Origin of the sequence: Proteus sp. CA142267 (assembly GCF_003336825.1) — a bacterium.
In the GTDB taxonomy this organism is placed as follows: Bacteria; Pseudomonadota; Gammaproteobacteria; order Enterobacterales; family Enterobacteriaceae; genus Proteus; species Proteus terrae.
In genome coordinates this window covers 1,012,269-1,025,803 of sequence record NZ_QPMG01000001.1, presented here as the reverse complement: position 1 = coordinate 1,025,803, position 13,535 = coordinate 1,012,269, and the positions used below count along the sequence as shown (strand labels likewise).

General features: G+C 40.0%; 9 protein-coding genes. 7 read left to right on the top strand and 2 right to left on the bottom strand.

Translation table 11 applies throughout. The features are described from left to right. The first annotated feature begins 2 nt into the window (after nt 1–2). The 5 genes from C0T34_RS04780 (at nt 3) to lpxC (ending at nt 4,701) form a co-directional block, all read left to right on the top strand. Entirely contained in the window at nt 3–359 is a 357-nt protein-coding gene (locus C0T34_RS04780; RefSeq protein ID WP_098942189.1) for a hypothetical protein, read from the top strand. A gap of 1 nt (nt 360) precedes the next feature. Next, nucleotides 361–1,146 (top strand): cell division protein FtsQ, encoded by a 786-nt coding sequence (gene ftsQ, locus C0T34_RS04775; RefSeq protein WP_088494926.1) that lies wholly within the window; start codon nt 361–363, stop codon nt 1,144–1,146. A 45-nt stretch (nt 1,147–1,191) separates the two neighbouring features. Next, nucleotides 1,192–2,448: a cell division protein FtsA gene (gene ftsA / locus C0T34_RS04770; RefSeq protein ID WP_098942190.1), complete on the top strand. Its 1,257-nt coding sequence runs from the start codon at nt 1,192–1,194 to the stop codon at nt 2,446–2,448. Between the two features lie 70 nt (nt 2,449–2,518). Next, on the top strand, nt 2,519–3,685 hold the full coding sequence (gene ftsZ / locus C0T34_RS04765; RefSeq protein ID WP_023581499.1) for a cell division protein FtsZ: 1,167 nt from the start codon (nt 2,519–2,521) through the stop codon (nt 3,683–3,685). A 98-nt stretch (nt 3,686–3,783) separates the two neighbouring features. After that, the gene (lpxC, locus tag C0T34_RS04760) at nt 3,784–4,701 is read left to right on the top strand and encodes a UDP-3-O-acyl-N-acetylglucosamine deacetylase (RefSeq protein ID WP_036913397.1); all 918 of its coding nucleotides are present in this window, start codon (nt 3,784–3,786) and stop codon (nt 4,699–4,701) included. Nucleotides 4,702–4,735: 34 nt separating this feature from the next. Here the strand turns inward: lpxC and C0T34_RS04755 are convergent, their stop codons facing one another. Beyond that, nucleotides 4,736–5,251 (bottom strand): DciA family protein, encoded by a 516-nt coding sequence (locus C0T34_RS04755; protein WP_098942191.1) that lies wholly within the window; start codon nt 5,249–5,251, stop codon nt 4,736–4,738. A 45-nt stretch (nt 5,252–5,296) separates the two neighbouring features. Between C0T34_RS04755 and secM the strand changes: the two genes are divergently transcribed. Both secM and secA read left to right on the top strand, forming a co-directional pair. Continuing rightward, nucleotides 5,297–5,824, top strand: coding sequence for a secA translation cis-regulator SecM (secM, locus tag C0T34_RS04750; RefSeq protein WP_109849765.1), 528 nt, complete (start codon nt 5,297–5,299; stop codon nt 5,822–5,824). Between the two features lie 98 nt (nt 5,825–5,922). Beyond that, nucleotides 5,923–8,631: a preprotein translocase subunit SecA gene (gene secA, locus C0T34_RS04745; RefSeq protein ID WP_088494930.1), complete on the top strand. Its 2,709-nt coding sequence runs from the start codon at nt 5,923–5,925 to the stop codon at nt 8,629–8,631. A gap of 162 nt (nt 8,632–8,793) precedes the next feature. On the opposite strand, the gene hpmA is transcribed toward secA, so the two are convergent. Then, nucleotides 8,794–13,527: a calcium-independent hemolysin HpmA gene (hpmA, locus tag C0T34_RS04740; protein ID WP_109849764.1), complete on the bottom strand. Its 4,734-nt coding sequence runs from the start codon at nt 13,525–13,527 to the stop codon at nt 8,794–8,796. Nucleotides 13,528–13,535: the final 8 nt, after the last annotated feature.

The following is a 13,535-nucleotide window of genomic DNA, read 5'->3' as shown; positions in this document are numbered from 1 at the left end:
GGATGTTTGAGCAAGTGAACATCATTTATGGTGAAATAGTTAATAAACTAACTGTAATGATGGGGTGTTATGAAGAAAGTAACACTGAATTGGCGAAAAAAATGATCGAGAATTCGCTTGCTCAAATCTGTGTTGAGAAAAAATTTCAGTTAAAAAGTAAGAAAAATGCAGAAAAATTCGCTATTTCTTCTTTTAAAGTAAATAATTCTCAACAGATTGAACAATTTAGTGATTTAATTATCAAATCTAAAAGTGTTCATAAAGTATATATATGTAGGAAAAGTATTAATCGCTGGAATATCGGACAAAAGGATGGGCGATTCTCTTGTTTAAACGTTGCTCAGGAGTTAGTGGGTTAATATGTCACAAGCAGCGCTAAATATAAAAGAGCATAAAGAGAAGCAACATTCTGACAGACCGAGTAATGGTACTTATTTATCAGGATTAATCTTTTTCTTATGTGTGATTGCCACCATCGTTTGGGGTGGAATACAAGTGGTTAACTGGATGAAAGACGCAAATCGTCTGCCAATCTCAAAACTTGTATTAACAGGCGAGCGGCATTACACAACGAATGATGATGTGCGTCAGGCCATTTTGTCTTTAGGACAGCCAGGTACATTTATGACACAGGATGTGAATATCATTCAGCAACAAATTGAACGTATGCCATGGATTAGGCAAGTCACTGTGCGTAAACAGTGGCCTGATGAACTTAAAATCCATCTGGTAGAGTATGTTCCCTTTACCCGTTGGAATGATACTTACTTTCTTGATAAAGAAGGGCGTGTTTTCAGTCTACCAACGCAGTTGGAAACCAAAGGAAGTTATCCTTTGCTATATGGCCCACAAGGAAGCGAAAAAATGGTGTTGTCAGGTTATGTTGCAATGAGAGATCAGCTTCTTGCAAGTAACCTGAATTTAAAAGCAGCGTCAATGTCTGCCCGTCAAGGATGGCAATTAGTTTTAGACAATGATGTCCGATTGGAGTTAGGTCGTAAGGATAACGAAAAACGGATCGCTCGCTTTATTGAGTTGTATCCGATACTGCAACAACAAACGGATAAACGAGTTGATTACGTGGATCTGCGTTATGACAGTGGTGGTGCAGTCGGATGGGCTCCTTTATTACTTGAGAATGAATAAACAAGACGTGGCAGATGACACGATGAAGGCGAAGGCAGAACAATAATGATCAAAGCGACGGACAGAAAATTAGTAGTTGGTCTTGAGATTGGTACGGCCAAAGTAGCCACCCTTGTCGGTGAGATCCTGCCTGATGGCGTAGTGAATATTATCGGGGTGGGAAGTTGTCCATCTCGGGGCATGGATAAAGGTGGCGTTAACGATCTCGAATCCGTCGTAAAATGTGTACAACGGGCGGTAGATCAGGCTGAATTAATGGCTGACTGTCAAATATCTTCAGTATATTTGGCGTTATCAGGCAAGCATATCAGTTGCCAAAATGAGATTGGTATGGTGCCAATTTCAGAAGAAGAAGTAACTCAAGATGATGTTGATAGCGTGGTACATACCGCGAAATCCGTCAAAGTAAAAGATGAACACCGTGTTTTACACGTTATACCGCAAGAGTATGCCATTGATTATCAAGAAGGGATCAAAAACCCAGTTGGATTATCGGGCGTGCGTATGCAGGCTAAAGTTCATTTAATTACCTGCCATAACGATATGGCAAAGAATATTGTAAAAGCAGTTGAACGCTGTGGGTTAAAAGTGGATCAACTGATTTTTGCGGGACTCGCTTCAAGTTTCGCTGTATTAACAGAAGATGAACGTGAATTAGGTGTGTGTGTTGTTGATATTGGTGGCGGCACAATGGATATCGCTATTTATACCGGTGGAGCATTAAGACATACCCGCGTTATTCCTTATGCAGGCAATGTTGTAACCAGCGATATCGCTTACGCTTTTGGCACACCGCCAAATGATGCAGAAGCTATCAAAGTTCGCCATGGTTGTGCATTAGGTTCTTTAGTTGGTAAAGATGAAAATGTCGAGGTTCCAAGTGTCGGAGGCAGACCACCAAGAAGTCTGCAACGACAAACTCTTGCTGAGGTGATTGAGCCTCGTTATACCGAATTGCTCAATCTTGTTAATGAAGAGATTTTAAAAGTTCAAGAACAGTTACGTCAGCAAGGGATTAAGCATCATTTAGCCGCAGGTATCGTGCTAACAGGTGGTGCTGCACAGATTGATGGACTTGTTGAATGTGCTCAACGTGTTTTCCACACGCAAGTACGGATCGGTAAACCGTTAAATATTACCGGGCTAACAGATTATGCGCAGGACCCCTACTACTCAACAGCGGTTGGGCTCTTGCATTACGGTAAAGAATCTCACTTTGGTGAGGAAACTGAAACCGAGAAACGCTCTGCTGTCGGTGGTTTATTTAAGAAACTCACTGGTTGGCTAAAAAGAGAGTTTTAATAATCAGACAAATTTAAAAAGAGGTCGTTTGAGCAAGCGGCCCTGAGAAGGCACAAAACGGAGAGAAATTATGTTTGAACCTATGGAATTAACCAACGATGCGGTGATCAAAGTCATCGGCGTTGGCGGCGGCGGCGGTAATGCGGTTGAGCACATGGTTCGTGAACGTATTGAAGGCGTAGATTTCTTTGCAGTCAATACGGATGCTCAAGCGCTACGTAAAACAGCGGTCGGACAGACTATCCAGATTGGTAATGCCATTACGAAAGGCTTAGGTGCAGGTGCAAATCCTGAAGTGGGCCGTAATGCTGCTGAGGAAGACCGCGAAGGGTTACGTGCAGCACTTGAAGGTGCCGATATGGTCTTTATCGCAGCAGGTATGGGCGGTGGTACTGGTACTGGTGCTGCGCCTGTTGTTGCAGAAGTGGCTAAAGAATTAGGCATTTTGACCGTTGCTGTAGTAACTAAGCCTTTTAATTTTGAAGGCAAAAAACGTATGGCATTTGCGGAACAAGGTATTACTGAGTTATCAAAACATGTTGACTCATTAATCACGATTCCAAATGACAAATTATTAAAAGTACTTGGTCGTGGAATTTCATTATTAGATGCATTTGGTGCAGCTAATGATGTATTAAAAGGTGCAGTTCAAGGTATCGCTGAGCTAATTACTCGCCCAGGTTTAATGAACGTTGACTTTGCTGACGTAAGAACTGTGATGTCTGAAATGGGTTATGCCATGATGGGATCTGGTGCTGCGAAAGGCGAAGATCGTGCTGAAGAAGCAGCAGAAATGGCGATTTCAAGTCCCTTATTGGAAGACATCGACTTATCTGGCGCTCGTGGTGTGTTAGTCAACATTACAGCAGGCTTTGACTTACGTCTTGATGAATTTGAAACAGTGGGTAATACCATTCGTGCATTTGCATCAGATAATGCGACTGTGGTTATCGGTACATCCCTTGACCCAGAAATGAATGATGAATTACGTGTGACTGTGGTTGCAACAGGTATTGGTATGGACAAACGTCCAGAGATTACGCTGGTAACTAATAAACAGAATCAGCAAAGCGCAATGGAGAATCGTTACCAGCAAATGCAAAATAGCATGTCTTCTTTCTCTGCCGTAGAAGAAAGCAAGCCAGCTGCAAAAGCCGTTAACGAACAATCTACTCAGGCAAACAAAGAACCGGATTATTTAGATATCCCTGCGTTCCTGAGAAAACAGGCTGATTAATCGCCAAAAAGATTGGCATCTCCGCTTTTTGTGCTAAACTGTCCTGCCAATTATAAGTATAATGATTGGTAGGACGGATAACATTGCGAGATAAAATGATGATCAAACAACGGACATTAAAACGAATTGTACAAGCAACTGGTGTGGGACTTCACACGGGTAAAAAAGTTACGCTTACAATGCGTCCGGCGCCAGCAAACACTGGGGTCATCTACCGTCGTACTGACTTAAATCCACCGGTGGATTTTCCAGCAGACGCAAAATCAGTTCGTGACACTATGTTATGTACTTGCTTAGTTAACGAAGACGATGTGCGTATATCAACCGTTGAGCATTTAAACGCAGCACTGGCTGGTTTAGGCATTGATAATATCGTAATTGAAGTGAATGCACCTGAAATTCCAATTATGGATGGAAGTGCAGCACCTTTTGTTTTCTTGTTACTTGATGCAGGCATCGAAGAACTTCGTACTGCGAAGAAATTCATTCGCATCAAAGAAACAGTACGCGTAGAAGATGGCGACAAATGGGCAGAAATGCGTCCATACAACGGGTTTAAATTAGATTTTACTATCGATTTTAATCACCCTGCCATTGATGCAAGTACACAACGTTATAAATTAGATTTCTCCGCTGAGTCTTTTATGAGCCAAATTAGTCGTGCTCGTACTTTCGGATTTATGCGTGATATCGAATACCTGCAATCTAAAGGATTGTGTTTAGGCGGAAGCTTCGATTGTGCAATCGTAGTTGATGACTATCGTGTTCTCAACGACGATGGCCTGCGTTTTGAAGATGAATTCGTTCGTCACAAAATGTTAGATGCAATCGGTGATTTATTTATGTGTGGCTATAACATTATTGGTGAATTCACCGCGTTTAAATCAGGTCACGCACTGAACAATAAATTGCTCCAAGCTGTATTAGCAAAAGAATCTGCGTGGGAATTCGTCACATTTGAAGACGAAGCGCAAATGCCAGTGGCATTCAAAGCTCCCTCAATGGTCTTTGCTTAATTCCTGCGAAGGAAAGCACGTTAATTATCTCTAATTAACGTTCATCTTTGGCTGTACTTGTACTCTCTCCGGCAAGTGCAGCCAACCGTTCTAATCTCTCTTTTAATTTCTTCGGGCTTTTCTCTGCCAAATACTTCAATGATTGTGCGCTTTCTAAACTTAAGTGACGTCTCTTTATAGGCTCTTGCTCTTTTAATGATGATATTAAAGATCTTTTTTCCTGTTTTATTCCCAAAGACGGATTTATTTTGATGTCTATTGAGGATAAGGATGGTAAAATTTCTTGTCTCAATGCAGAAAGTAATGATGGAGTTTCATAACGTAAACGAGTTAACCAACTTGCGTTTGCAACTTCAATAATTAAAATAGCACTGCGATAATTTGCGACACGGCACTTATCTCGTAAAGGAACAGGTAAAAGAGCCATGACGGCGCGATTTAATTTTAGTAAAATCGTTGCACGCTGTTGTATAAGTTGTAATGTACTCTTATTGGAACCTTCAAGTTCAATGAAGATTTTTTCCAATGATTGTGGGTAACTATCCCGCATAGATTTTGACTCCACAAAATAAAGATTAATGAGCAACGAAGGTTAATGAGCATTATAAGTTTTTGGCGACAGTTTGGCAGGCGATATTTTTGGTCGCATCTGCTTTTAGGGGTGGTAGCAGCAGGTATTGGAATACCTTCGCTGTTGTCTGCTCATGCCGAAAACCCACAGCAAACTGATACCCCTTTATCTCAAAACCGCCAAAGTCAGGCACTTATTGCGTTTGATAACTTATTTTTACGTCAAAGTGTACAGAATCCTGCTTCATCCTTCACCTTTAATTACTGGCAACAACACGCAGTAAAAAATGTGATTAAACAGCTCTCTTTTGCATTCACCATTAATTCACCTGAATTGATGGTTAAAGTCAAAGATGAACCGTTACCTGTTTCTAATGTTGCAGAGGTTATGCTTGATACTCTGTATGCCTTATTAACAGAGACTCCATCATCGGTACTAAGCAACTTTCCTCTTTCTGGCTATGTTTTAGTACAGAATACAAACTCCTATCATACCGGATTATGGCTTGCACAAACCCGCGGTATTCGCGCAGGGCCTTACCTAACAGCTTAATGAGTCACTTAATCTAATAAGATTATGATTATCTCTGTTTATTGATAGATACAGAGGCTGTTTTCGGCGTTTGACGCCATAAATGAGAATAAAGATTTATGTTAGGTAAAATTGTAACCAAAATTTTTGGTAGTCGTAATGATCGTTCAATCCGCCGTATGCGCAAAGTTGTTGTTGAAATTAATAAATTAGAACCAGAATTTGAAAAGCTGACTGATGATGAGCTAAAAGCGAAAACAAATGAATTTCGTGAGCGTTTAAAAAATGGTGAAAAAGAAGAGGATATTTTACCTGAAGCGTTTGCAACTGTACGTGAAGCAAGTAAGCGTGTCTTTGGTATGCGTCACTTCGATGTGCAGTTAATCGGTGGTATGGTGCTAAATGAACGTTGTATTGCTGAGATGCGTACAGGTGAAGGTAAAACATTAACTGCAACATTACCGGCATATTTAAATGCGTTATCAGGTAAAGGGGTTCACGTTGTTACCGTCAATGACTATCTTGCACAACGTGACGCCGAAAATAACCGACCTCTGTTTGAATTCTTGGGTTTAAGCGTTGGTATCAACTTGCCAAATATGGCGCCACCAGTAAAACGCGAAGCCTATAATGCTGATATCACTTACGGTACGAACAACGAATTTGGTTTCGACTACCTGCGTGACAACATGGCATTTAGCCCACAAGAACGTGTTCAACGTAAATTACACTATGCATTAGTGGATGAGGTTGACTCAATCTTAATCGATGAAGCGCGTACTCCGCTGATCATCTCAGGTCCAGCAGAAGATAGTTCTGAGCTTTATATTCAAATGAATAAAGTGATCCCTCACTTGATTTCTCAAGAAAAAGAAGACTCAGATACTTTCCAAGGTGAAGGCGATTACTCTGTTGATGAAAAAACGCGTCAAGTGAACATCACAGAACGCGGTTTGGTTAAAATCGAAGGGTTATTAGCAGATGCTGGCATGATGAAAGAAGGAGAGTCTTTATACTCACCTGCTAACATTATGTTAATGCACCATGTAACAGCAGCATTACGTGCTCACGCGCTATTTACCAAAGACGTTGACTACATTGTTAAAGATGGCGAAGTTATCATTGTTGACGAACACACGGGTCGTACAATGCAAGGTCGTCGTTGGTCTGATGGTTTACACCAAGCGGTTGAAGCAAAAGAAGGTGTGAAGATCCAAAATGAGAACCAAACATTAGCGTCAATCACATTCCAAAACTATTTCCGTTTATACGAAAAATTAGCAGGGATGACCGGTACTGCGGATACTGAAGCGTTTGAATTTAACTCTATCTATCGCTTAGAAACCATTGTTATCCCAACTAACCGCCCAATGGTACGTAAAGATCTACCTGACTTAGTCTATATGAATGAGCAAGGTAAATTTGCAGCCATTATTGAAGATATTCGTGAACGTACTCAAAATGGTCAGCCTGTTCTTGTGGGTACCATTTCAATTGAAAAATCAGAAGAAATTTCTAAAGCGCTGACTAAAGCGAATGTTCACCATAACGTGCTGAATGCGAAATTCCACGCAATGGAAGCGGACATCATTGCTAACGCAGGTTTACCTTCAGCGGTAACTATTGCAACTAACATGGCAGGCCGTGGTACTGATATCGTGTTAGGAGGTAGCTGGCAAACTGAAGTGGCTAAACTTGAAGAGCCAACTGAAGAGCAAATCGAAGAAATCAAAGCTAAATGGAAAGAGCGCCATGATGCAGTATTAGCATCAGGCGGTTTACATATCATTGGTACTGAGCGTCACGAATCTCGTCGTATTGATAATCAGTTACGTGGTCGTGCGGGTCGTCAAGGTGATGAAGGTTCTTCTCGTTTCTATTTATCTATGGAAGACTCCTTAATGCGTATTTTTGCTTCAGACAAAGTGTCTGGCATGATGCGTAAATTAGGTATGAATGAAACCGAAGCGATTGAGCACCCTTGGGTAACCAAAGCGATTGCAAACGCACAGCGTAAAGTAGAGAACCGCAACTTTGATATTCGTAAGCAACTGCTTGAATATGATGACGTAGCAAATGACCAACGTCGTGCAATCTATACTCAGCGTAACGAATTACTGGATGTGGCAGACGTAAGCGAAACTATTGATAGTATTCGTCAAGACGTCTTCACTTCAATGATTGATAACTATATTCCACCCCAATCATTGGAAGAAATGTGGGATATTGAAGGTTTAACGGCATGTCTACAAAAAGACTTTGATTTAAATTTACCAATCAAAGAGTGGTTAGATAAAGAGCCTGAATTACACGAAGAAACATTACGTGAGCGTATTTTAGAAAAATCTATCGAAGTCTATAAAGCGAAAGAAGAGATCGTTAGCGCTGAAATGATGCGTAACTTTGAAAAAGGCGTGATGTTACAAACGCTGGATTCACTGTGGAAAGAGCACTTGGCTGCAATGGATTATTTACGTCAAGGTATCCACTTACGTGGTTATGCACAAAAAGATCCAAAACAAGAGTACAAACGTGAATCGTTCGCGATGTTTGCTAATATGTTGGAATCACTGAAATATGAAGTGATCAGCACGCTAAGCAAAGTACAAGTTCGTTTACCAGAAGAAGTTGAAGAGTTAGAACGTCGCCGTCGTGAAGAAGCTGAACGTTTAGCTAAACAACAGCAATTAAGCCATGAAGTGACAAAAGAGTCTCAAATGTCAGCAGTAGATGGTCAAGTTGCTGCAGGTAAAAAAGTGGGTCGTAACGAACCATGCCCTTGTGGATCGGGTAAGAAATTTAAGCATTGCCATGGTCAATTAGGTTAATTAACTATTTGATAATAAGATGTAAATATGAAGCCACTTAGTAATAAGTGGCTTTTTTTGGTATTAAATTGATTAAGCGTTTAAATAAAAAACCCGCTTATTATGATAACAAGCGGGTTTGGCTTACAAAAGAATAGGCATTACTCTTTTATGGGATATCTATTATTTTTCAGAAATAGACGATTTTGTGTTTACTGTTTCATTAACTTTAACAGGTGATTTTAATGATAAGTCACCACCTGCAAGTTGTTTCACTAAATCAACAGCAGATGATTTCAGATCAAGATCTGCACCTGCTTCATATTGATGACCTTCAATATTATTTAATTGAACGTTGCTACCACCTAAATCAACCTGACCTTGCTCACTTTTAATTTCAGCACCTGTAAGCTTAGTTGTACCACTTACATTTAATGAAATATCATTTTTGCTAGTTAAGGTTGTAGTTTGAGTCACCGCATCATTATCAATATGAGAAACTTTGATATCCGCATTGGCTGTATGACCTTCAGCACCGGTTACAATATTTTTGATACCGTTACCCACTGTGCCAACGCCTTTATCAATTTTGGCTTTTGTTTCGCCACTGATACCCGCTTTATCTGCGATAGTTGAAGAGAGTGAATTATATTTATCAGAGATAACATCTGTTGCAGATTTAATACCTGAATCAATGGTCTCTTTGATAGTGTCTTCTAATAGTGATCCACCTGCTTTAGCCGTTTTATCAACTTGGCTAGATTTAGGATCATTGTTGTGGTTATAACCGACATTTACATCAACATTAACGTGACGATCGCTATCTTTTTGGCTAGTCACTGTAAAGTCACCGCCCACATTACCCGTTACATTATCTGCAGAAATATTTGCACCAGAAAGAGTGAGGTTTTTGTCACTATTTATAGTTAATGTGCCTGTTTCTACTGAGGCATTTTGGTGTGTGGACTTTTGTTGATCTTCAACATTCACTAAAACTTTGCCACCAATATCATGGATAGAGGTGGCTGGGTTTTCTTCAGTCACTTCTTTTGGCGTTGTATTGGTTTGCTTGCCATTTAAAGAGATATCAGTACCCCAGTTATTTTTGTAATCAGTTGATTGTGCTGATGTCAGCGTGGTATCACCAGATTGAGAAGTTAATTGTGTATCTTTGCTATTAATTTTAGTACCTTGAAGATTAACAGAGCTACCATTAACGGTTAAATTACCTTGGTTAGCAATGGTTCCACCTTCACGAGAAACACTCTTCTCATCTTGCTTACCAATAGCAAATTCAGCACCGCCTAAGCCATTGACAGAAGATGATTTATCACCTGTTTTTTGACCGAAGCCCGCTTGTAATCCACCCGATAAGTTCTTACCTGTTTCAGTACGTTGAGATTCTGTTGCTTGGAAATCAACTTTGTTAGTTGCAGTCAGAGCAACATCATTTTCGCTGGTTAAATGAGTGCCTTGTAAAGTCAGATTATGGCCTGAGTTTAACTCAATACCTTGAGAGCCATTCACTGAACCCGCTTTTGCTGTTGTCTGATCTTTTTGATGATTTGCACCACCTGCGTTAAAGCCACCACCGTAATCTTTACTATCTGGTGTTGTACCGACTTTCAGGTTTGCACTGCCATTCACGTTATGTTGGCTTTCAGTGTGGGTATCTGCTGCTTGTGCAAGTGTTAAATCACCGCCAGCATTAATGACAGTTTTTCCATCTTGAGCATCAAATTTAGCGCCTTCATAATGTGCGTCTTCACGTACATTAATATTGATATTACTGGCTGAATTAAACTGGCTACCTTCAGCTTTGGTTGTGGTTAGGTTTGTGTCAGTGGTTTTACCTTCACCTTTAATCGCTACGGTAATATCACTACCTGTTTTGGTGCTGACACCTACTTGACCGCCACCTGTTGTTTCATGGAAGGACTCTTGGTGTTTGTTTTGAGTCGCTTCACTGGTATGAGTGTTAGCTGTTAGCGCAATATCACCTTGGGTAGATTGATAATGAGTACCTTGGTCATGTAGCGTTTTATTGCTGTCAGTATTAATTTTACCCGCAGTAATTGATGTTGAAACCGCTTGGCTATCACTTTGTGATTTCTGGCTACCGCCACCTTTAATACCAACTTCAACACCCACATTAGGTGCTTCTAAATTACTTAAGTTAGCAAGATTGCTAATAGCATCTTTAAAGGTAACCTTCTTATCCATATCGGTATTGTTACCCGGTTTTGTGGTATCAATTCCGTCTTCTACTGCTTTTTTAATCGGTTTAGTCACACCGCTATAATCAAGATTAACACCCACATCGACACCGATATTTAAGGTATCTGTTTTCGATGTTGCACTGTCATTTGCCGCAAGGTGATTGATATTTTCACCTGATTCTTTATACGCACCATCAACTTTGTGTGATGCACCTTGATGCGTCACATCATTGTTTGCCGTAATGGTTAAATCACCTGCAACTTGAGTTTCGCTACCTTTATTTTTGGTGAGTTCAGTTGTTGTATGCTGTTTGTCATATTGGAAATCAGCTTTACTACCAATCTTATCAACACCACCGGTATAGCTAAAGCCACCTGAAATAGTTCTATCTGTACTGTCAGTCTCTTTTTTGTTTTCTGTTGAAACAAAAGCAACATTGTCACCAGAAACAGTGGCATTACCTGCGGTTGTTTTTAAATCAGAGCCAGCAAAAGTGACATCTTTATCCGCTTGAACTTTAACACTGCCACCACTGAGAGTAGATCCTACTTGTTCCGTTTCAGTGCTATTGTTTTTGTTGGATGTATGAGTGATATGAAAACCGGCGCTATATTGCTTGTCTTCAACTTCTTTGGCATGACCGGTGATCTCTAATGATGTTTTTTCATCATTGATTTTCGTGGTTTGCTGTGCAGATCTAACGTTGATATCACCTAAAGATCTAATGCCTAACTCATCAGCGCTTTTAATTAAGCTACCAATTACATTGACATCTTTGCCACTGACTACAGTTAACTCTGCATCAGAAACTAATTCACTACCCGTTGAATGCTGTTGGTTAGTTTCATTCTTGTGGGAGTTTTTAGTAATGTTAAATGCAGTACCTGTACGTTCATCTGTTTTAGTGATGGTTTCACTAATCGCATTATCAATAACAACGTCACCTTGAGTCGTTTTAACAAAGGTGCCTTGATTGCCTTTGACTTGACTACCTGTGATTTTGACACTGTTATCTGCTGCAAGTAACAGTTGTCCGTCAGCCGTTAATTGTGTTGAATGGCTGACTTCTTGTTTATTGTTATTGTTCTTATTATTACCACCGCCGATACCACCCCAAACGACATGATTGTCAGTTACTGTTTTATCATTGTTGGTATTTTGAACATTAAGATTGATGTTCTCTTTAGCATTAACAATAACATTCTCATTAGAATGTAATTTTGCACCTTGAGCAGTAACAGAGCCTTCAGCATTTAAACCTAGTGTTTTACCCGCAGTCAACTCACTGCCTTTTAAGGTTTCTGTTTGATGGCTATTGCTCCAGCTACCGGTTTCTAAGCGGGAAGTATGGTTACGCTTGTAGCCATTTTCACTGCGATTTTCTTTCTCAACTAATCCGTTGATATTAATATCTTGATTAGCATTAATTGCCAGTGTGTTACCCGCATTAATTTTGGCACCTTCAAGTGTTACATCACCTTTAGTTGCTGTTAATGTCGCACTGTTTTTGGCATCAATATGGCTACCAACTTGCTGTACTAGCTCTTTTTCTTTAGTCACATCATATTGCCAAGAATAGAACCAACGATTGTCAGTATCGGTATCTTTTTGCTGTAACTGTTTGCCATCAACTGTTAAATGAGCGCCTTGTAATAAAATATCATCACCTATTAAATCAGAGGCTTTGATTTGGTTTTTATTATCAGCAACTAATGTGATGTTTTTACCTTTTAACTCTGTTTTTGTCAGAGTCTGGCTTGAACCACTGTTATTAACAGCAATACCGCCACGGTAATTTTGATAGTTTTCACTACCCTCTTTATCGTAGCTGTCATAGCGAACTTGGCTATCCGTTTGAATATTGTCCGCTCTAACACTTAATTCGTTATCAGCAACAAATTTACCTGTTAATTTAACACCACTACCTTCTGCAGTATTAATAATACGGATACGACCAGATTGCATACTACCAAAGAAATAGCTATCTAAGGCAGAAGCGGGTTTTTGTGATGAAAGAATATCAAAGCGTTGAGAGAACGTATTTTGACCTGTTAATGCAGAAATTTCTGCTGCAGTTATTTTGCCTCGGCTATCAATACGAGGTGCAATTAAATCTAAAAGGCCGGGAGCGTGTAATCCGTTTTTACCAATAGAAAGTAAATTCGTATTGTTAAGCGTGCTATAACCTTTTAACTCACCATTTTCAAATAGTGGGTTACCGACAACCAGAGAAGAGCGGCTGGTATTGATAAAACCGCATCCATCACAGGTAATACCATTTGGGTTAGAAAGTACATATTCCGCAGCGATACCAAAAACTTCTTGCTGACCTAATAAGAACGAAGGATTTCGGCTAACAACTTCATTTAAAATTAAAGAAGCCGCTTGTCCATTTAAATTGCTGTTGGCATTTAATTGTCCTGCAAGTTGTGATTGTCCCGCCTCTAAGGAGTTGTTAAAAACAGCGCCTGGTTTACCTACATTAAAATCTTGATATTGGTTATGAGAGATACCTTCGTTATTTGGTGTAACGATATTAATGACTTGAGTGCCACCATTGACTGATGAAACATTCGGTCCTTGATTGCCCGCATCAGGAACAATACCGCCAGCATATGCATTTAGTGATACGAAAATAATCGCTAAAGATGCAGCAAGCCTACCCGAAGGAGAGAGCTTGAAGTTTTTTGATTTCATAGAGTTTT

What these genes read in the sequence shown, in the direction of transcription:
- C0T34_RS04780 (WP_098942189.1), top strand. Translation starts at nt 3, where the DNA reads ATGTTTGAGCAAGTGAACATCATTTATGGTGAAATAGTTAATAAACTA.
- ftsQ (WP_088494926.1), top strand. Translation starts at nt 361, where the DNA reads ATGTCACAAGCAGCGCTAAATATAAAAGAGCATAAAGAGAAGCAACAT.
- ftsA (WP_098942190.1), top strand. Translation starts at nt 1,192, where the DNA reads ATGATCAAAGCGACGGACAGAAAATTAGTAGTTGGTCTTGAGATTGGT.
- ftsZ (WP_023581499.1), top strand. Translation starts at nt 2,519, where the DNA reads ATGTTTGAACCTATGGAATTAACCAACGATGCGGTGATCAAAGTCATC.
- lpxC (WP_036913397.1), top strand. Translation starts at nt 3,784, where the DNA reads ATGATCAAACAACGGACATTAAAACGAATTGTACAAGCAACTGGTGTG.
- C0T34_RS04755 (WP_098942191.1), bottom strand. Translation starts at nt 5,251, where the DNA reads ATGCGGGATAGTTACCCACAATCATTGGAAAAAATCTTCATTGAACTT.
- secM (WP_109849765.1), top strand. Translation starts at nt 5,297, where the DNA reads ATGAGCATTATAAGTTTTTGGCGACAGTTTGGCAGGCGATATTTTTGG.
- secA (WP_088494930.1), top strand. Translation starts at nt 5,923, where the DNA reads ATGTTAGGTAAAATTGTAACCAAAATTTTTGGTAGTCGTAATGATCGT.
- hpmA (WP_109849764.1), bottom strand. Translation starts at nt 13,527, where the DNA reads ATGAAATCAAAAAACTTCAAGCTCTCTCCTTCGGGTAGGCTTGCTGCA.